Raw genomic sequence first — 18,777 nt, 5'->3', positions numbered from 1 at the left:
AGGCGCGCAGTGGCACGCATCGACGTCAATCATATCCGTCACTCTTATTTGCCTGATCCGCAAGATGATGCTGATTTTGCGCTCAAGGAAGTGCATCACACATTTAAGGACGGCGGAGCCTATGCGCTGTTAGGGCCATCCGGCTGTGGCAAGACGACATTGCTCAACATCATTTCAGGTCTGCTTCATCCCTCGCACGGCGAATTGCTTTTCGACGGCAAGGACGTGACCAATCTGTCGACGCAGGAGCGCAACATCGCGCAGGTCTTCCAGTTTCCCGTCATCTACGACACCATGACCGTCTACGACAATCTGGCCTTCCCATTGCGCAATCGCGGCGTCCAGGAAGCAGATGTCGATCGCAAGGTGCGCGAGACGCTCGACATGATAGATCTGAGCGATTGGGCCAGACGCAAGGCGCGCGGATTGACGGCTGACCAGAAGCAGAAGATTTCGCTGGGCCGGGGGCTGGTGCGTTCCGATGTCAACGCCATTTTGTTCGATGAACCGCTCACCGTCATCGACCCGCACATGAAATGGATTTTACGCTCGCAGTTGAAGCGCCTTCATCGCCGTTTCGGCTATACGATGGTCTATGTCACGCATGATCAAACCGAAGCTCTGAGTTTCGCCGATCATGTCGTGGTCATGTACGATGGCCAGATCGTGCAGATCGGGACGCCCGCCGAGTTGTTTGAACGCCCGCGCCATACTTTCGTTGGCTATTTCATCGGCTCGCCGGGCATGAATGTCATGCCCGTAACCATCGAGGGGTCAAAGGCCAAGCTCGGCGCGCAGGAAATTCTCCTGCCGGGTGCTCCGCAAGCATCGGGCGACGGAATGGAACTCGGCATTCGCCCTGAATATATCAGCCTTGGGTCTGAAGGGTTTCCGGTAACGGTAACGAAGGTCGAGGACGTAGGTCGTCACAAGGTTGTACGCGCAAATCTGGAGGGGCGCGAGATTGCTGCCGTTATCGGCGAGGATAGCTCTATCCCTGCCGATCCCAAGGTGCTGTTCGATCCTGCCGGCATCAACATTTACGCCAATTCATGGCGCGTCGAGATGGGAGCCTGACATGGAAAAAACATGGAACAACAAGGCTTGGTTTCTGGTGCTGCCGGTGTTGGTTCTGGTCGCGTTCTCGGCCGTGATCCCCTTGATGACTGTCGTCAATTATTCCATTCAGGATACATTCGGCAACAATCAGTTCTTCTGGGCCGGAACCGAATGGTTCCAGGAATTGCTCGTCTCATCCCGCTTCTGGCAAGCAATGATCCGCAACCTGATTTTCTCGTTCATTATATTGGCGATTGAGGTTCCGCTTGGCATTTTCATCGCTCTGAATATGCCGAAAAAAGGATGGGGCGTACCGGTTTGCCTCGTACTCATGGCGTTGCCGCTGCTTATCCCGTGGAACGTGGTTGGCACGATCTGGCAGGTATTCGGCCGCAACGATATTGGCTTGTTCGGCTATTATCTGAATGCAATCGGCATCGACTACAATTACGTTCAAGACCCGTTTGATGCCTGGGTGACGGTTATCATCATGGACGTCTGGCATTGGACGAGCCTCGTCGTGCTGCTTTGCTATGCTGGCCTCGTCTCGATCCCGGATGCATTTTATCAAGCTGCCAAGATCGATGGCGCTTCGCGCTGGTCGGTTTTCCGCTTCATCCAACTCCCGAAAATGCAACGCGTGCTGCTGATTGCGGTGCTGCTGCGTTTCATGGATAGTTTCATGATTTACACTGAACCATTTGTGGTGACGGGCGGTGGTCCCGGCAACTCCACGACGTTCCTTTCGATTGACCTCGTCAAGGTGGCGCTTGGGCAGTTCGATCTCGGCCCGGCGGCTGCGATGTCGCTCGTCTACTTCCTCATCGTGCTGCTTCTGTCATGGGTGTTCTATACGGTCATGACCAACTATGACGCGGAGCGCTGACATGACGGGTGCCAACGAAAGAACCGAGCGCGAAGCAACAAGTGGAACTGACTTTGCCAAGCCGCAAAGCAGTAGCATTTCACAAGATGAAATTACCCGCCGCATGCGCCGTCGTGGTGAAGAATCGCGGTGGTGGTGGCTGGTACCAACGATCTACATCATTGTGCTGATGCTGCCGATCTATTGGCTTGTAAACATGAGTTTCAAGACCAATGGGGAGATCGTCAACTCGCTGACGCTTTACCCTCACGCCCCGACATTGCGTAACTACCGGATCATATTCACCGACGCGTCATGGTATTCAGGTTACATCAATTCGATCACCTATGTGGTTATGAACATGGTGATTTCCGTCTCCGTCGCATTGCCCGCTGCCTATGCATTTTCGAGATATAGGTTCCTCGGCGACAAGCACCTTTTCTTCTGGCTTTTGACCAATCGGATGGCGCCGCCGGCGGTCTTTGCATTGCCGTTTTTCCAACTCTATTCGGCATTTGGCTTGATCGACACCCATATCGCGGTCGCGCTGGCGCACTGCCTGTTCAATGTGCCCCTGGCTGTCTGGATCCTCGAAGGCTTCATGTCGGGTGTTCCCAAGGAGATCGACGAAACGGCCTATATTGACGGCTATTCGTTCCCGCGCTTTTTCGTCAAGATTTTCATGCCGTTGATTGCAAGCGGCATTGGGGTCGCGTGCTTCTTCTGTTTCATGTTCTCCTGGGTCGAGCTGCTGATCGCGCGCACGCTGACCACCACCGATGCCAAGCCGATCGCCGCCATCATGACGCGTACGGTTTCTGCATCGGGCATGGACTGGGGGCTGCTCGCCGCGGCCGGCGTGCTCACCGTGGTGCCGGGCGCATTGGTGATCTGGTTTGTCCGAAACTACATCGCCAAGGGCTTTGCCCTGGGGAGGGTATGACCATGAATTTCGATCTGTCGTGGATGGCATGGACGTTGCCAACCGCCATTTTCTTCATCGTCATCGCCTTGCTTCTGCTCGGCATGAGCGCATGGGAATATGTTTCTCCGGGCGGAAATCCTCGTGTCGGCGTGCTGCGTTTTGAAACGACGCGCGGCGACCGCCTGTTCGTATCGCTGCTTGGCAGCGCCTTTATCCATCTCGCTTGGTTGGGCCTTGTTGGGTCAAATCTGTGGTGGGCTCTCGCTCTCTCCGTAGTCTACGCCATTGGGGTGTTTCGCTACGTATAGAGGGAGAAATTGTTGGAATGGCCGCATGCCGGCGACCATTCCGATCGCACGTAGAACTTAATCTGTGGAGGACACTTATGCGACGGCAACTTTTAACATCCACGACGGCCCTTGCCCTCTTGCTTGGCATTGGTAATGCCTATGCAGGCATGGACGAGGCAAAAACCTTTCTTGACAAAGAGATAGGTGACCTTTCGACGCTATCGCGCGCCGATCAGGAAAAGGAAATGCAATGGTTCATCGATGCCGCCAAGCCATTTGCCGGTATGGATATCAAGGTGGTGTCGGAAACACTGACCACCCATGATTATGAATCGAAGGTGCTGGCACCTGCATTTACAGCCATAACCGGCATCAAGGTCACCCATGACCTTCTGCAGGAAGGCGATGTGGTCGAAAAAATCCAGACTCAGATGCAAACGGGGCAAAACCTCTATGACGGCTGGGTCAATGATTCGGACCTGATCGGCACGCATTGGCGTTACAAGCAGGTCCGCAACCTGACTGACTGGATGGCAAACGAGGGCAAGGACGTTACCGATCCGATGCTCGATCTGAACGATTTTATCGGCACCTCGTTCACCACGGCGCCTGACAAGAAGCTCTACCAGCTTCCCGATCAGCAGTTCGCGAACCTCTACTGGTTCCGCTATGACTGGTTCAACGACCAGAAGAACAAGGACGATTTCAAAGCCAAATACGGTTACGATCTGGGCGTTCCGGTCAATTGGTCTGCCTATGAGGACATCGCCGAGTTCTTCACCGGTCGCGAAATCGACGGCAAGAAAGTCTATGGCCATATGGATTATGGCAAAAAGGACCCGTCGCTGGGTTGGCGGTTCACCGACGCCTGGTTGTCGATGGCCGGCAATGGCGACAAGGGTCTGCCGAACGGCTTGCCGGTCGACGAATGGGGCATCAAGGTCAACGATAAGTCCCAACCAGTCGGCTCGTGCGTGGCGCGCGGTGGCGATACCAATGGTCCGGCAGCCGTTTACTCGATCCAGAAATATCTCGACTGGTTGAAGGCCTATGCACCTGAAGAAGCACAGGGCATGACCTTTTCCGAAAGCGGGCCGGTTCCTGCACAGGGTGCAATCGCCCAGCAGATTTTCTGGTATACCGCCTTCACCGCCGACATGGTCAAGCCGGGTCTGCCCGTCATGAATGAGGATGGCACGCCGAAATGGCGCATGGCACCTTCACCGCATGGCGTCTACTGGAAGGACGGCATGAAGCTTGGGTATCAGGACGTTGGCTCCTGGACGTTGATGAAATCAACGCCGGAAGATCGTGCCAAGGCTGCATGGCTCTATGCGCAGTTCGTGACATCAAAGACTGTGGACGTGAAGAAAAGCCATGTTGGCCTGACCTTCATTCGCGACTCCACGATCCACGACAAGAGCTTCACCGAACGTGCGCCGAAGCTTGGTGGACTGATAGAGTTCTATCGTTCGCCTGCGCGTGTCCAGTGGTCGCCGACCGGCACCAATGTGCCTGATTATCCGAAGTTGGCACAACTCTGGTGGCAGGCAATCGGTGACGCATCGTCGGGAGCAAAAACAGCTCAGGCGGCGATGGACTCACTATGTGCGGCACAGGAAAAGGTCATGGGCCGCATCGAGAAGTCCGGCGTTCAGGGCGATATCGGACCGAAGCTCGCCGAAGAGCACGATCTTGAATATTGGAACAAGGATGCCGTTTCCAAGGGCAATCTTGCACCACAGCTCAAGATCGCCAACGAAAAGGAAAAGCCGATGACCGTCGATTATGACGAACTGGTCAAAAGCTGGCAGAAGTAATCTATATGCGGGCTGATTGGTCCGTATAGTAGGCTTAGCGGGGAGGCGGTGTCGTATCGCCTCCCTCATCTATACTGGGAGGATGGAATGACCGGTTTCGTGTTGGCGATTGACCAGGGAACGACTTCGACCCGCGCCATTGTTTTCGATGCCGAGATGAAAATCGTCGGCACCGGACAGATGGAATTTACGCAGCATTATCCGGCGTCCGGTTGGGTCGAGCACGATCCCGAGGAAATCTGGACAAGTGTTGTCTCGACGGTAAAGACGGCGTTGAAAAAGGCGAAATGCAAGGCATCCGATATTGCCGCCATCGGCATTACCAACCAGCGTGAAACCGTTGTCATATGGGACAGGCAAACCGGCAAGCCACTGCACAACGCCATTGTCTGGCAGGATCGGCGAACCGCACCGCTATGCGCGAAGCTGAAAAAGCAAGGGTTGGAACAAAAATTCAGTCGCAAGACCGGCCTGCTGCTCGACCCTTATTTCTCGGGCACAAAAATTTCCTGGATGCTGGACAAGGTAAAAGGCTCGCGAAAGCGCGCGGAGAAAGGCGAACTGCTCGCCGGAACCATCGACACGTTCCTCATCTGGCGCTTGACGGGTGGCAAGGTGCACGCAACGGATGCCACCAATGCGTCACGCACGCTCGTCTATAACATCGAGAATAACCAGTGGGACGACGAACTTCTGGATATTCTGAAAATCCCGGCAAAGATGATGCCAAGCGTAAAAGATTGCGCTGACAACTTTGGAATCACGGAAAAAAACCTGTTTGGGGCGCAGATAAAAATTCTCGGTGTTGCAGGCGACCAGCATGCGGCAGCGATCGGGCAAGCATGTTTTCTACCGGGAATGCTGAAGTCGACATATGGCACGGGGTGCTTCGCATTGCTCAACACCGGCAGCGATCTTGTGCGATCGAAAAACCGCTTGCTGACCACCATCGCATATCGGTTGAACGGAAAAACCACCTATGCGCTTGAAGGCTCCATTTTTATTGCAGGTGCGGCGGTGCAATGGTTGCGCGACGGCTTGAAGATTATCGCCAAGGCCGATGAAACAGGCCGTTTGGCGCAAAAGGCTGATCCCACACAATCTGTGTATCTCGTGCCTGCTTTCGTCGGCTTGGGCGCACCGCACTGGGACGCCAATGCGCGAGGTGCGATTTTTGGGCTCACCCGCAATTCGGGACCAGCCGAATTTGCCAGCTCCACACTGGAGTCGGTTGCCTATCAGACGCGCGATCTGCTTGACGCCATGCACAAGGACTGGAAGAGACGCACCGCGAAGACCGTGCTTCGTGTTGACGGAGGTATGGTTGCTTCCGATTGGACGATGCAACGCCTTGCCGATATTCTCGATGCGCCGGTGGATCGCCCGACGGTTCTGGAAACGACAGCACTTGGTGCAGCCTGGCTCGCAGGTTCAAAGGCTGGCGTTTGGCCAAAGGCGAAAGAGTTCGCCAAGGCCTGGGCACTCGATCATCGTTTTACGCCTGAGATGGAACCCGCTTTGCGCAAGGCCAAGCTCAAGGGTTGGCGTGATGCGGTGCGCCGCACATTGAGCTAGTGTCCCGATTGTGAAATTCGTTTGGGAAGCCGATATCGACAATGTAACGAACTTCAAAACCACCAAACTAGAAATGACAATAAATATGCTTTCTCACGATGGTCAGCAGGCTTGATTTTCTGTCATTTCAGTAAGGAATCACGTAAGTTATTTCCAGACGTGAAAGATCCCGCATGACACGAATTGCCTACGTGAATGGGCGCTACCTTGCCCACAAGAATGCCTGTGTGCATATTGAAGATCGCGGGTATCAACTCAGCGACGGGGTCTATGAGGTCTGTGAGGTGTCGCGCGGGTTCATCATCGACATGACCCGCCATCTCGACAGGCTGGACCGCTCGCTGGGCGAGCTTGAAATTGCCTGGCCGCTAAGTCGCTCCGCGCTCATTGTCGTCATGCGTGAGGTGATCCGCCAAAATCGCACGCGAAATGGTCTCGTCTATCTCCAGATAACCAGAGGTGTTGCACGCCGCGACCATGCTTTTCCGGCGCCCGGCACAAAGCCATCGCTGGTTGTGACGGCGAAAAGCATCAATCCCGAGGCGTCTGAGAAGAAAGCGCAACTCGGCGTCAAAGTGATTACCGTTCCAGAGAACCGCTGGGACAGGGTGGATATCAAGAGTGTCGGATTGTTGCCGAACGTTCTTGCCAAGCAAAAGGCGAAGGAAGCCGGAGCCTACGAGGCATGGTTCGTGGATGCTGACGGCATCGTCAAGGAAGGTGCATCGACCAACGCATGGATTATCACCAGGGAAGGTGTGCTGGTAACGCGCCCGGCCGATCACGGGATTTTGCGTGGAATAACCCGGACTACACTTTTCGAGGTGGCAGCCAAACTCGGCTTCAAGGTAGAAGAACGAGGATTTTCGGTGGCGGAAGCAAAAGCAGCTAGGGAGGTTTTCATGTCCTCTGCAACGACGATTGCATTGCCGATAGTCTCCATCGACGGCGAAACAATCGCCAACGGCCACCCGGGTTCAATGACACTTTCCTTGCGCCAAGCCTTTTTTGACGTTGCAGAAAAAGTCCGGCCTGATAACCGCAAAGGTGGAAAGTATATCAATATGTCTCATTCTGATTGTCGCAACTTGTGGCAGCGGTGTTTGTGAGGTTAGCCTGCGTAGAATTCAAGCGGCGCACTGACAAGCAAATTGAACGGGATCTGGCGGAAGACAAGAATAATGGCGGAACGTTCGCAAAATCTCCAGGATCTGTTCCTGAATTCGGTTCGCAAGAGCAAGAATCCACTTACTATCTTCCTTATAAACGGCGTAAAACTTACCGGAGTGGTCACATCCTTTGACAATTTCTGCGTCCTGCTCCGGCGCGACGGGCATTCCCAGCTTGTCTATAAACACGCTATTTCCACGATCATGCCGAGCCAGCCGGTTCAGATGTTCGATGGTGAGGAAAGCCAGGGCGACTGATTGACGCGCGCGAATGATGGCGTAGGTAAATCGGGTTCACGCTCTGGCAGCAATGTCGGTGTCGACGAGAAACAACCGACTCGTGCGGTTGTTGTCGTACCTGTCATTACCCGGCAATCCCAGAATTTCGACGATACTGGTCGCCAGCGCAGCACGCGGTCCGGCGATGCGCGCCGCGAAGAGGCGGTCGGCCTCGCCCGAGCCATTGGCCTCGATCCTGTTCATACGGCAGTCGTTACTGTGAACGATCCGCGCCCCGCGACCCTTTTGGGGCGTGGGAAAGTCGCTGAACTCGTTGAGATTGTGCAAGAAAATCACGCCGAACTCGTCATCGTTGACCATCCATTGACGCCGGTTCAACAGCGCAATCTCGAAAAAGAGATGAATGCCAAGGTCCTGGATAGAACCGGACTGATCCTCGAAATTTTCGGTGAACGTGCCCGCACCAAGGAAGGCACCTTGCAGGTGGAACTTGCCCATCTCAACTACCAGAAGGGTAGATTGGTAAGAAGCTGGACCCATCTCGAACGCCAACGAGGCGGCTCGGGCTTTTTGGGTGGTCCCGGTGAAACGCAGATCGAGGCTGATCGGCGCGCGCTGCAAGACAAGATCGTCAAGCTCAAGCGCGAACTTGAGACCGTGCGTCGGACGCGCGAACTGCACCGGGCCAAGCGCAAAAAGGTGCCATTTCCCGTGGTGGCGATCGTTGGCTACACCAATGCCGGAAAATCAACGCTGTTCAACAAGCTGACCGGGGCAGGGGTGTTGGCTGAGGATATGCTTTTTGCAACTCTTGACCCGACGCTTCGCCGCCTGCGTCTGCCTCATGGCACGCCCATTATCCTTTCCGATACGGTGGGTTTCATCTCCGATCTGCCGACTCATCTGATTGCTGCTTTTCGGGCAACCCTTGAAGAAGTGGTTGAAGCCGATCTCGTAATCCACCTGCGCGATATTTCCGATCCCGACTCCGCAGCGCAAGCTGAGGACGTGGAGCACATCCTTGCTGATCTCGGCGTAGACGCGACGGATGACAAGCGCGTTATCGAGGTCTGGAACAAGATCGATCTGCTGGATGAAAACGGGCGTACGCAGCTTTCATATGAAGGCGGTGATCGTGCCAACTCGGCACCGATAGCCATTTCCGCTGTGACGGGCGCAGGGCTCGACCAACTTGCAGCCAAGATTGAAACAATGGTGTCCGGCGCACTTTCATCCATCACGGTGACGCTCACACCGAGCCAAATGGGACTGGTCGATTGGCTCTACCGCAATGGCGATGTTGTCTCACGATCCGACAATGAAGACGGCAGCGTGACCATCACATTGAATGCAACGCAAAGCGCATGTGATGAAATCAGGACGAAGCTGCGCGACGCGAACGCATTTTCAGCCTAATTTTTTTACAATTTCATTGTGGTTTGCGTTTCTTCGCCCCCTCTGTCCTGCCGGACATCTCCCCCTCAGGTGGGGAGATTGGCCAAACGCCATTGATGACACTTGTCGCGCAAGGTTGGTGGTTGGCGAAAGACAAAAAAACGAAGCCTGATCTTCCCCCTTGAGGGGGAGATGCCACTCCTAGACCGACTTGGCAGGACAGAAGGGGGTATTATCGGCTGAGATGGCCGCAGAATTGAATGCGCAATCGGTATTGTTAATCTGAAGCCTTGGCTTCCTGCCACAATGCTTCCATCTCATCCAGCGATGCCGACTCTAACGATCTGCCAGCTTTTTCGAGCGCGCGCTCCACATAGTGGAAACGCCTGCGAAATTTCTCGTTGGTCCCGCCAAGGGCTGCTTCTGAATCAATTTTCAAATGGCGGCCGAGATTGACGAAGGCAAAAAGCGTATCGCCGAATTCGTCTTTGATTGAAGCCGTGTCGCCTTTGGAGAGTGCTTCACGCAACTCACCGATTTCTTCTTCAATCTTGTCGAGTATCGGTTCGGATTCGCTCCAATCGAAACCGATGCGCGCAGATTTTTCCTGAAGCTTCAAGGCGCGTGTCAATGCCGGAAAGGCAAGCGGGATGCTGTCGAGAAAGCCCTTGCCATTGTCTTCGGGTTCAAGCCCGCGTGCCAGTCTGGCGTTACGTTTCCCGGCTTTTTCTTCTGTCTTGATCTTCTCCCACATGCCTTTTGCCATGCCGGCATTGCGGGCCTGTTCGTCACCGAAGACATGGGGATGTCGGCGGATCATCTTGGTGGTGATCGCTTTCACCACATCGGCAAAGGCAAATTCGCCGGATTCTTCAGCTATGCGGGCGTGATAGACAACCTGGAGCAAAAGGTCGCCAAGCTCCTCACGCAAATCTTCGATATCAGCGCGCGCAATAGCATCGGCAACCTCATACGCCTCTTCTATCGTGTAGGGTGCGATTGTCTCGAAATTCTGCTCGACATCCCACGGGCAACCGGTTTGCGGATCGCGCAATGCCGCCATGATTTCGATCAGACGGGAGATGTCGCCGGAAGATTTCATCGTCAGTCGAGAACCGAAACTATCGCTTTTGCCAGCTTGTCCAGACCATCCTCGGGCAATCCGGCGACGTTAATGCGGCTGTCTCCAACCATATAAACGCCATGTTCGGTGCGAAGGCGCTCCACCTGCTCTTCCGAAAGGCCAAGCCGCGAGAACATGCCGCGATGGTGCGCGACAAAATCGAAACGATCGGAATTGGATTGGCGACGCAAGGCATCGGCAAAATCCCGCCGCAGCCTGAGCATGCGTTGGCGCATGGCGTTTAATTCCGCCTCCCATTCGGCGCGAAGGGCAGGGTCTTCCAAAACAATGCGTACCGCTGCTGCGGCGTGATCTGGCGGCATCGAGTACAAGGTTCTCGCCGCAGATAGCATATGGCTCATCGCGATATCGGCCTCTGCCCCGGTCTTGCCCATGACCATGGCTGCGCCAACGCGGTCCCGGTAAACTGCGAAGTTCTTCGAGCAACTGGCAGCGACGACCATTTCCGGCATCTTGTCAGCAAGGATACGAAGGCCCCGTGCGTCGGCATCGAGACCTTCGCCGAACCCTTGGTAGGCTATATCGATGAATGGCAAGAGAGCGTGTTCGTTTAACAAATCACCAACCACTGTCCATTGCGCGGCGTCGAGATTGGCACCGGTGGGATTGTGACAGCAGCCATGAAGCAGAACGATATCGCCGCGCTCGGCTTTCTTCAGCGTTGCCATCATCGCATCGAAACGTACCGTGCCTGACGACAGGTCGAAATAGGGATATTGCGCAATCTCCAAACCGGTGGCACGCAACATTGGAATATGGTTCGGCCATGTCGGGTCAGAAACCCAAACGGTGGCGTTGGCTTTCGTTCGTTTCAACAATTCTGCTACCAAGCGCAATGCCCCTGAACCGCCAGGAGCCTGAGCCGTGCGAATGCGCGATACGTCGCCAGCTTCACCGAGGATGAGCCCGGTCATGGCTGCATTGAAAGCCGTGTCGCCTGCAAGGCCAAGGTAGGTCTTGGTGTTCTGCTCATCGAGCAGCCGCTTTTCGGCTTTTCGAACGGCGTGCATCACTGGCGTTGCGCCATGCTCGTCTTTGTAGACACCGACACCCAGATCGACCTTGTCGGTGCGCGGATCGGCGCGGTAATGTGTGATGAGAGCAAGTATCTTGTCGGTGGGCGCAGGCTGCAGTTTTTCAAACATCATTGGGTTCCATTATCCGGATGCCGGAGTGATACGAAAATCACCCCGAAACTGCCAGCATTTTTCCGACGCGTATTCAGGAAATGAGGGAAAGATGAGTGCATGCATGTGGGCAATGGATAGGCACCGGTCTGCATCAAGGGCAAGAGCGCTGCCGCCGTTTGAGAAGATTCTTGCCACGCCCGCTTTGGGTGTTTGCAGTCAAGTCAATCTTAGCCCCATAAAGATCGCTGCGGGGCTGAGACAAGCGAGCCTTCATAGACAAGACCGGGGGTGCGGTCACGTGCCAGAAGCAACGGCCCATCCAGATCGACGAAATCCGCATCCTGCGCCAAAAGTACGGCTGGTGCCATGGCAAGCGACGTGCCAACCATGCAACCGACCATGACAGAAAACCCAAGTTCGCGGGCGCGATCCTTTAACATCAGTGCCGCCGTCAGGCCGCCCGCCTTGTCCAACTTGATATTGACTGCATCATAAAGACCCACGAGAGATGCGAGGTCTTTGGCCTCGTGCACGCTCTCATCGGCGCAGATCGGTACGGGGTGTGCGATGTGGCGAAGAATGTCGTCACGCCCGGTCGTCAATGGCTGCTCGATCAGCGCGACGCCAAGCTCTGCGGCTACAGCAAGATTCTCGACGATGTTGGCGTCGTTCCAGCCTTCATTGGCGTCGAGGATGATGCGGCTGTTCGGGGCGGCGTCTGTGACCGCGCGAATGCAAGCAATATCGTTGTCCGCGCCGATCTTGACCTTGAGTAGCGGGCGCTTGGCGTTGGCGCGCGCCTGCTCGGCCATTGTTTCGGGCGAACCCAGCGACAGGGTGTAGGCTGTTGTAAGATGCGTTGGCACCACGCCGATGAGATCGGCAACGGAAATGCCAGATTGCCTGGCCTCAAGATCCCACAGCGCGCAATCGATGGCATTACGCGCCGCTCCGGCAGGCATAGCGCCAAGCAACGCTTCACGGCTCATGCCCGCCATGATTTCGCCGCGCACCGATTCGATTGCCTGCTGGACGCTCTCCATCGTTTCGCCATAGCGTGCATAAGGCACGCATTCGCCGCGCCCGGTATGGCCAGCATCGGTGATCTGGCAAGTAATGACTTCGGCTTCGGTCTTGGACCCGCGTGAGATCGTGAAAACTCCGGCAATGGGAAATCGCTCAGCTTCGACCGAAATGACACGCGCCATATTTTTCTTCTCCGCAAGAGGCAAACGAAACCAACGGCAAATCGACAGGCGGTTTCTGCCGGGCTAAACAGATGTCATGTTGACCATAGGAAAACGCGACGCAAGCGGCACTGTTGCCGGGGAGGCTGACCACCACCCGAATATCGCCATAAGCGAGGATGGCGATGTGCTTTGCTGTGCGTTCTCCGGTTTCTGGACTACTCGCAGTGTCGCGATCATTGACAGTGAAATGCGCAAACTTGAAACAAGGTCCGATTTCAATGCCCTGACGCTCGATTTGTCGAACATCGAAAAGATGGACACTGCGGGGGCATGGCTGATTGATCGACTGGTCAGCGTCAATGAAACCAGGGGCATTCCGGTCAAACTTCAAGGCGAAAGCAAGATTGCATCTATCCTTCTCGAGGCTGTTGCAGATGCCGTGCGCCGTAGCGACGACACGCAACCCGAGCGCGGGGCCAATTTCATCATTCGCGGCCTGGAAAGCGTGGGGCGACGTGTCTATGAAATGCGGGACGATTTTCTTGCGGCGATGAATATTCTGGGGGCCACGATACGTGGTGCACAGATGAAATTGGGCCGTGGCCACGCCGTCAATCCGGCCGCGATCATCTCCCAGATCGACCGCATGGGCGTTGGTGCAATACCGGTTGTGCTTTTGATGTCCGCCATCGTCGGGGCGATTGTCGCGCAGCAAGGTGCATATCAGCTCAATTATTTCGGCGCAGACATTTTTGTCGTTGATCTCGTTGGCGTGCTGGTGTTGCGCGAAATGGGCGTCTTGTTGACGGCGATCATGATAGCTGGCCGATCCGGCAGTGCCATCACCGCCGAGATCGGTTCGATGAAAATGCGCGAAGAGGTCGATGCGCTCAAGGTTATCGGCCTCAATCCAATCGGCGTTCTCGTTTTCCCGCGTCTGGTGGCGCTGGTCATTGCGTTGCCATGTCTCACCATCATCGCGAATTTCGCATCGCTTGGCGGCGGTATGCTGGCGGCCTGGCTGTATTCCGGCATTCCACCTGCCGCATTCATTGATCGGCTACGCGTGGCCATCGATCTCAGCACCATTTTTGCCGGTCTTATCAAAGCACCATTCATGGCCATGATCATCGGCACCATTGCTTCGGTGGAGGGCATGAAAGTAGGCGGCAGCGCCGAATCCCTGGGCGAACATGTCACGGCTTCCGTGGTGAAATCCATCTTCGTGGTCATCGTTCTGGATGGCTTGTTTGCCATCTTCTACGCAGCGATCAGTTTCTGACATGGCCGGCATGAGCGAACCCGACGAGCAAGTAATACCTTCCAGCGAGCAGGAGCAGGTCGTGCTGTCGGCGCGCGACATCACTGTGTCCTTTGGCTCCAAGGTGATACTGGAAAAGCTGTCGCTCGAAATCAGACGCGGCGAAATTCTTGGGTTTGTTGGTGCCTCAGGTGCCGGCAAATCGGTGCTTTTGCGAACGATTCTGGGTTTGAATAAAAAGCAGTCAGGTTCGATTGAGCTGTTTGGTGTCGATGTCGATCACGCCAGTGACATCGAACGCCTGCGGGTCGACATGCGCCTCGGTGTCCTGTTCCAGCACGGCGCGCTGTTTTCTGCGCTGACAGTTCAAGAAAACGTGCAGGTGCCAATGCGCGAATATCTCGACCTGCCAAAGAAGTTGATGGATGAGCTGGCAATGTTGAAGGTGGAATTGGTGGGCCTGCCGCCCGATGCGGCGCGCAAATTCCCTTCCGAATTGTCTGGCGGCATGATCAAACGCGCCGCATTGGCGCGTGCGCTGGCGCTTGATCCGGATATCGTTTTTCTGGATGAACCGACCTCCGGGCTCGATCCGATCAGCGCCTCGGAATTCGATGAATTGGTGGTGAAACTGCGCGATACAATGGATTTGACGGTCTATATGGTGACGCACGATCTCGATTCGCTTTTTACCGCTTGCGACCGTGTTGCCGTTCTGGGCAACAAGAAAATTCTGATCGAAGGGACAATCGACAGCATGCTAAAGTGCGAAGAACCGTGGGTAAAATCGTATTTCCGCGGAAAACGCGCCCGACAACTTGATCTTGCCGCCCGTGCATAGCGATAAATAGGCCGATGGAAACCAGAGCCAACTACATCATTGTCGGCATCTTCACGCTGGTCGCGATCCTCGCAGCCTTCGGGTTCGTCTATTGGACCGCCGCCATCAGTGGCAGGGGTGAAACAGCATTGTTGAGGGTGCGCATTCCAGGCTCGGCCTCCGGTCTTGGGCGCGGAAGCTTCGTGCTGTTCAATGGCGTCAAGGTAGGTGACGTGCGCCGCGTTTATATCGACGTCGATAATCCAACCGTCGCCATCGCCGATACCGAGGTAGATCGTCTGACGCCGATTACCAAGTCGACACAGGCTGATATCGGTCTGGCCGGTCTTACAGGGCAGGCAAATATTGAGCTCAAAGGTGCCGCGGGAAAAGAAGTGAAACTGTTCGATCAGGCGGATGCCGATGGGACGGTTGCCGAAATTGTTGCCAATCCGTCCGCAGTGACAAATCTGTTGCAAACGGCGCAGAACATATTCACTCGCGCCGACAAGGTGCTGAGCGAACTGGAGGGCTTTTCCAAGGATGCACGCGGGCCTCTGACGAAAACTTTGCAGAACGCCCAGACTTTCTCGGACGCGTTGGCAAAGAATGCTGACGGTATCGACAAATTCCTGGCGAGCGTGAGCGCGCTTTCGGACGAGTTGCAAGGCGTATCCGGCAAGTTGGACGGTACATTGAAAGCAGCAGAAGGTTTGCTCAACGCTGTCGACAAGGATCAGGTGAAGGCGATCGTTGCCAATGTCGATACGTTCACTCAAAATCTGCGACAGTCGAGCGATCAGTTCGATGGCGTCATCAACGGCGTGAACACCGCCGTCGGAACGATCAACGAATTTGCCCAGAATACGAAAAGCACGCTTTCCCGGGTGGATGGCGTTCTGGATGGCATCGACCCGAAAGATGTGCGCGATGTGATGGCGAACATCAAGACGGCAAGTGAAAACGCCAACAAGGCGGCAAGCGACATTGCCAAAGTCACTGACAAGTTCAGCGAACACGCTGACGATATCGACCGGACGATCAGCGATGCGCAGCAATTGGCCGAACGCCTTAACGCTGCATCCGTTCGTGTTGATGGCATTCTGGTCAAAGTCGACAAACTGCTCGGCTCCGGCCAGGCTGATGGCGTGATGGCTGACGCCAGAAACACGCTGAAATCATTCCAGCAGGTCGCTGATACGCTGAACGCGCGATTGGGTACGATCACCGACAATCTGGCGCGGTTCTCAGGTCAGGGGCTGCAGGGAGTGGAAGCGCTGGTCAAAGACAGCCGCCGTTCCATCAATCGCATCGAACAGGCTGTGAGCGATATTCAACGCAATCCTCAACGAATTTTGTCAGGTGGCGACGGTGAAGTGCGCCAGTACGATGGGCGGGTGCGGCGTTGACAATGTTTATCGATCACCGCAAGAAACAAGCATTCATCGGGGCACAACAAAATGGTTGTATGGTTGGCGAACAACGGACAGCGCGCGTGAAGGCATTTGGGGTCCGCTCTGGCGTGATGTTGCTTGCGCTTGCCATCGGCGGGTGCGCAGCTTTGCCGGGAGGTGGCCCGGCACCATTGGACACTTATGAATTGTCATCACCTTCTGTGGATGCACACAATCGCAGCCGCCGCCAGATATTGATCGCAGAACCGTCGGCGCTGAAAGCACTCGACGGGCAAAATATCGTCATCAAGCCAACGCCCGGATCGATCCAGTATCTCAAGGGCGCGCAATGGGCCGACCGTCTGCCACTGATCGTGCAAGCGAGGCTTGCCGAGACATTCCAGAAGTCCGGCGGTTTTTCCGGGGTAGGAAAGCCGGGCGAGGGGTTGGCGATCGACTATCAGATAATCGTCGAAATTCGTTCGTTTGAAGTCGAGGTCAGTGGCGGTGAGCATGCCACCGTTGAGCTTTTCGTGCGGCTCCTAAATGACCGGAATGGCGAGGTGCGCGCCGCAAAGAGCTTCTCTGCCAATGTTGCAGTTTCAGGAAGTGGCAATCAAGCCTATGTCGGCGCGCTCGACAAGGCGTTCGGCGATACCGCGCAACAGATCGTCAACTGGACTGACAAGCTGATTTAGAGCAATTCCAAGAATAATGATTAGCATTTTGGAATGCCACGATGCTCGATCAAAGCGATGGCGCATCCAGTGTGCACCGACTGGGTGCGCGGCGCTCTGCGTAAAGTGCGGCATTCGGTGAAAGTCGCACTATGCAGGATCAGGCCGTCAGCTTGCGCTGAAAATCAGACCTTTGCGACGATCTGCATGAAGGCAGGCATGTCGTCGCCAAACCCGATCGTGCCGTCGCTATCGTTCTCGCCGTGACGGCTTGGGCGGTGATCGCGTTGCGCTCGCGCATTGCCGCGTTCGCGCCCGTCAGCCGGCCCGGAATCTACCCGACGTCTGCCATTGGCAGGTCCGCGAGATGGAGCGGTTGCCTCAGCAGCCGGAAGTGTCTCGTTAGCGGGTTGCGCCTTTTCTTCAGAAGCGTTGGCCTCAAGATTTTGTTCCTGAGGCTTGCCACGAGGTTTGCGCTCTCGGCGGTTTTTGCTTGCGTCGTCCTTGTGACGCGCCCGTTGCGGAGCACCACGCCCGCGGCGTGGCGCTTCGTCCTCGGTGTCACTGACCGGCAATGTCGATATGTCACCGTCGTGCCATTCGATTTCCTGACCGATGAGATCAACGATGGCATCGACATATTTTCTGTCTGGCTTGGTGACAAGCGTGAATGACTTGCCGGAACGGCCGGCGCGCCCGGTACGCCCGATGCGATGGACGTAATCCTCGGCATGGATTGGAACATCGTAATTAAAGACGTGGCTGACATCAGGGATGTCCAGACCGCGCGCCGCAACATCGGAGGCAACGAGCAATTTGAGCTTTCCATCCCGGAAATTCGCCAGCATGGCCATGCGCGCACGTTGATCCATGTCGCCATGAAGCGCGCCAGCATCGAATTCGTATTTGATTAATGAGCGGAAAAGCTCGGAAACATCGACCTTGCGATTGCAGAAAATGATCGCGTTTTTCAAGCTGTCATCTTCGGCACGGATAAGGTCGCGCAACACGGCGCGCTTGTCCCACGGCTTCGTTGCCGATTTGACAAGTCGCTGGGTGACGGTCGATGCCGTGCTTGCCGCTTTGGCGACTTCAACGCGAACCGGTGCCTGCAGGAATTTCTCCGACAGCTTGGTGATTTCCGGCGGCATCGTGGCTGAGAAGAACAGGGTCTGGCGTGTAAACGGGATCATCTCGCAAATACGCTCGATATCGGGGATGAAACCCATGTCGAGCATGCGGTCCGCCTCGTCGATCACCAGAATATCGACGCCGTTCAGCAGCAGTTTGCCTCTTTCGCGGTGGTCGAGCAAACGACCTGGCGTCGCGATCAGCACATCCGCACCGCGTTCCAGCTTCTTTTCCTGCTCGTCGAAGGAGACGCCGCCGATCAACAAGGCGATGTTGAGCTTGTGGTTTTTGCCATATTTGATGAAGTTTTCTTCGACCTGGGCTGCAAGTTCGCGGGTCGGCTCCAATATCAGCGTGCGCGGCATCCGTGCCCGCGCCCGCCCTTTTTCCAGACGGGTCAGCATGGGCAATACGAATGAAGCTGTCTTGCCGGTCCCCGTTTGGGCGATACCAAGCACGTCCTTGCCAAGCAATACGTGGGGGATTGCTCCCGCCTGTATTGGTGTGGGTTGGGTGTAGCCGGCGTCGGTCACCGCCGATAAAACTTTTGGCGAAAGGCCGAGATCCGAAAATTTCAACGCCTCTTCGGCGGATTGGATGTCTGAGGACAAGTGTTTTTTGCTGTCTTTGGCTGGTTTTGGGGAGCGCGACACCTAGCGTCGCGGCACATGCCTCGCATATGCAACATTGCG

The 18,777-nt window shown here is 55.5% G+C and carries 16 protein-coding genes and 1 pseudogene; 13 read left to right on the top strand and 4 right to left on the bottom strand.

All coding sequences use genetic code 11. The features are described from left to right. The first annotated feature begins 9 nt into the window (after nucleotides 1-9). The 9 genes and pseudogenes from AC0L7S_RS17935 (at nucleotide 10) to hflX (ending at nucleotide 9,359) form a co-directional block, all read left to right on the top strand. Nucleotides 10-1,077, top strand: coding sequence for an ABC transporter ATP-binding protein (locus AC0L7S_RS17935; RefSeq protein WP_473472246.1), 1,068 nt, complete (start codon nucleotides 10-12; stop codon nucleotides 1,075-1,077). A 1-nt stretch (nucleotide 1,078) separates the two neighbouring features. After that, nucleotides 1,079-1,945: a carbohydrate ABC transporter permease gene (locus AC0L7S_RS17930; protein WP_473472245.1), complete on the top strand. Its 867-nt coding sequence runs from the start codon at nucleotides 1,079-1,081 to the stop codon at nucleotides 1,943-1,945. 1 nt (nucleotide 1,946) lies between these two features. Beyond that, the gene (locus tag AC0L7S_RS17925) at nucleotides 1,947-2,867 is read left to right on the top strand and encodes a carbohydrate ABC transporter permease (protein ID WP_473472244.1); all 921 of its coding nucleotides are present in this window, start codon (nucleotides 1,947-1,949) and stop codon (nucleotides 2,865-2,867) included. Nucleotides 2,868-2,869: 2 nt separating this feature from the next. Beyond that, nucleotides 2,870-3,157, top strand: coding sequence for a DUF2160 domain-containing protein (locus AC0L7S_RS17920; protein WP_473474356.1), 288 nt, complete (start codon nucleotides 2,870-2,872; stop codon nucleotides 3,155-3,157). A gap of 77 nt (nucleotides 3,158-3,234) precedes the next feature. Beyond that, nucleotides 3,235-4,959, top strand: a complete 1,725-nt coding sequence (locus AC0L7S_RS17915; protein WP_473472243.1) for an ABC transporter substrate-binding protein — start codon at nucleotides 3,235-3,237, stop codon at nucleotides 4,957-4,959. Nucleotides 4,960-5,046: 87 nt separating this feature from the next. Continuing rightward, complete coding sequence (gene glpK, locus AC0L7S_RS17910; protein WP_473472242.1) at nucleotides 5,047-6,534, top strand: glycerol kinase GlpK; 1,488 nt, start codon at nucleotides 5,047-5,049, stop codon at nucleotides 6,532-6,534. Between the two features lie 173 nt (nucleotides 6,535-6,707). After that, a pseudogene (locus AC0L7S_RS17905) lies at nucleotides 6,708-7,559 on the top strand (D-amino-acid transaminase); the annotation flags it as partial. A gap of 156 nt (nucleotides 7,560-7,715) precedes the next feature. After that, nucleotides 7,716-7,961, top strand: coding sequence for an RNA chaperone Hfq (gene hfq / locus AC0L7S_RS17900; RefSeq protein ID WP_473472241.1), 246 nt, complete (start codon nucleotides 7,716-7,718; stop codon nucleotides 7,959-7,961). Between the two features lie 105 nt (nucleotides 7,962-8,066). Then, the gene (gene hflX / locus AC0L7S_RS17895) at nucleotides 8,067-9,359 is read left to right on the top strand and encodes a GTPase HflX (protein WP_473474355.1); all 1,293 of its coding nucleotides are present in this window, start codon (nucleotides 8,067-8,069) and stop codon (nucleotides 9,357-9,359) included. Nucleotides 9,360-9,615: 256 nt separating this feature from the next. Here the strand turns inward: hflX and mazG are convergent, their stop codons facing one another. The 3 genes from mazG to dgcA all read right to left on the bottom strand — a co-directional run bounded on the left by mazG (nucleotide 9,616) and on the right by dgcA (nucleotide 12,820). Beyond that, entirely contained in the window at nucleotides 9,616-10,440 is an 825-nt protein-coding gene (mazG, locus tag AC0L7S_RS17890; protein ID WP_473472240.1) for a nucleoside triphosphate pyrophosphohydrolase, read from the bottom strand. A gap of 2 nt (nucleotides 10,441-10,442) precedes the next feature. Further along, nucleotides 10,443-11,627, bottom strand: a complete 1,185-nt coding sequence (locus AC0L7S_RS17885; RefSeq protein WP_473472239.1) for an amino acid aminotransferase — start codon at nucleotides 11,625-11,627, stop codon at nucleotides 10,443-10,445. Between the two features lie 212 nt (nucleotides 11,628-11,839). After that, complete coding sequence (gene dgcA / locus AC0L7S_RS17880; protein WP_473472237.1) at nucleotides 11,840-12,820, bottom strand: N-acetyl-D-Glu racemase DgcA; 981 nt, start codon at nucleotides 12,818-12,820, stop codon at nucleotides 11,840-11,842. Between the two features lie 76 nt (nucleotides 12,821-12,896). On the opposite strand from dgcA, the gene AC0L7S_RS17875 reads away from it, so the two are divergent. The 4 genes from AC0L7S_RS17875 to AC0L7S_RS17860 all read left to right on the top strand — a co-directional run bounded on the left by AC0L7S_RS17875 (nucleotide 12,897) and on the right by AC0L7S_RS17860 (nucleotide 16,975). Beyond that, nucleotides 12,897-14,084 (top strand): MlaE family ABC transporter permease, encoded by a 1,188-nt coding sequence (locus AC0L7S_RS17875; RefSeq protein ID WP_473472236.1) that lies wholly within the window; start codon nucleotides 12,897-12,899, stop codon nucleotides 14,082-14,084. A 10-nt stretch (nucleotides 14,085-14,094) separates the two neighbouring features. Then, a complete protein-coding gene (locus AC0L7S_RS17870) occupies nucleotides 14,095-14,904 on the top strand; it encodes an ABC transporter ATP-binding protein (RefSeq protein WP_473472235.1) in 810 nt (269 codons plus the stop codon). Between the two features lie 14 nt (nucleotides 14,905-14,918). Further along, the gene (locus tag AC0L7S_RS17865; protein WP_473472234.1) at nucleotides 14,919-16,292 is read left to right on the top strand and encodes an MlaD family protein; all 1,374 of its coding nucleotides are present in this window, start codon (nucleotides 14,919-14,921) and stop codon (nucleotides 16,290-16,292) included. 116 nt (nucleotides 16,293-16,408) lie between these two features. Next, nucleotides 16,409-16,975, top strand: a complete 567-nt coding sequence (locus AC0L7S_RS17860) for an ABC-type transport auxiliary lipoprotein family protein (protein WP_473474354.1) — start codon at nucleotides 16,409-16,411, stop codon at nucleotides 16,973-16,975. 164 nt (nucleotides 16,976-17,139) lie between these two features. Here the strand turns inward: AC0L7S_RS17860 and AC0L7S_RS17855 are convergent, their stop codons facing one another. Next, a complete protein-coding gene (locus tag AC0L7S_RS17855; protein ID WP_473472233.1) occupies nucleotides 17,140-18,696 on the bottom strand; it encodes a DEAD/DEAH box helicase in 1,557 nt (518 codons plus the stop codon). Nucleotides 18,697-18,777: the final 81 nt, after the last annotated feature.

It is taken from the genome of Mesorhizobium sp. G2-6-1, assembly GCF_055809095.1.
Note: the sequence above shows the minus strand (reverse complement) of the source record. Positions and strands in the feature narration are given on the sequence as shown.

Excerpts from the sequence above, each read along its gene's own strand:
- AC0L7S_RS17865 (WP_473472234.1), top strand. The coding sequence starts at position 14,919 with ATGGAAACCAGAGCCAACTACATCATTGTCGGCATCTTCACGCTGGTC.
- dgcA (WP_473472237.1), bottom strand. The coding sequence starts at position 12,820 with ATGGCGCGTGTCATTTCGGTCGAAGCTGAGCGATTTCCCATTGCCGGA.
- AC0L7S_RS17870 (WP_473472235.1), top strand. The coding sequence starts at position 14,095 with ATGAGCGAACCCGACGAGCAAGTAATACCTTCCAGCGAGCAGGAGCAG.
- AC0L7S_RS17885 (WP_473472239.1), bottom strand. The coding sequence starts at position 11,627 with ATGTTTGAAAAACTGCAGCCTGCGCCCACCGACAAGATACTTGCTCTC.
- AC0L7S_RS17930 (WP_473472245.1), top strand. The coding sequence starts at position 1,079 with ATGGAAAAAACATGGAACAACAAGGCTTGGTTTCTGGTGCTGCCGGTG.
- glpK (WP_473472242.1), top strand. The coding sequence starts at position 5,047 with ATGACCGGTTTCGTGTTGGCGATTGACCAGGGAACGACTTCGACCCGC.
- mazG (WP_473472240.1), bottom strand. The coding sequence starts at position 10,440 with ATGAAATCTTCCGGCGACATCTCCCGTCTGATCGAAATCATGGCGGCA.
- hfq (WP_473472241.1), top strand. The coding sequence starts at position 7,716 with ATGGCGGAACGTTCGCAAAATCTCCAGGATCTGTTCCTGAATTCGGTT.
- AC0L7S_RS17875 (WP_473472236.1), top strand. The coding sequence starts at position 12,897 with ATGTTGACCATAGGAAAACGCGACGCAAGCGGCACTGTTGCCGGGGAG.
- AC0L7S_RS17915 (WP_473472243.1), top strand. The coding sequence starts at position 3,235 with ATGCGACGGCAACTTTTAACATCCACGACGGCCCTTGCCCTCTTGCTT.
- AC0L7S_RS17920 (WP_473474356.1), top strand. The coding sequence starts at position 2,870 with ATGAATTTCGATCTGTCGTGGATGGCATGGACGTTGCCAACCGCCATT.
- AC0L7S_RS17925 (WP_473472244.1), top strand. The coding sequence starts at position 1,947 with ATGACGGGTGCCAACGAAAGAACCGAGCGCGAAGCAACAAGTGGAACT.
- AC0L7S_RS17860 (WP_473474354.1), top strand. The coding sequence starts at position 16,409 with ATGTTGCTTGCGCTTGCCATCGGCGGGTGCGCAGCTTTGCCGGGAGGT.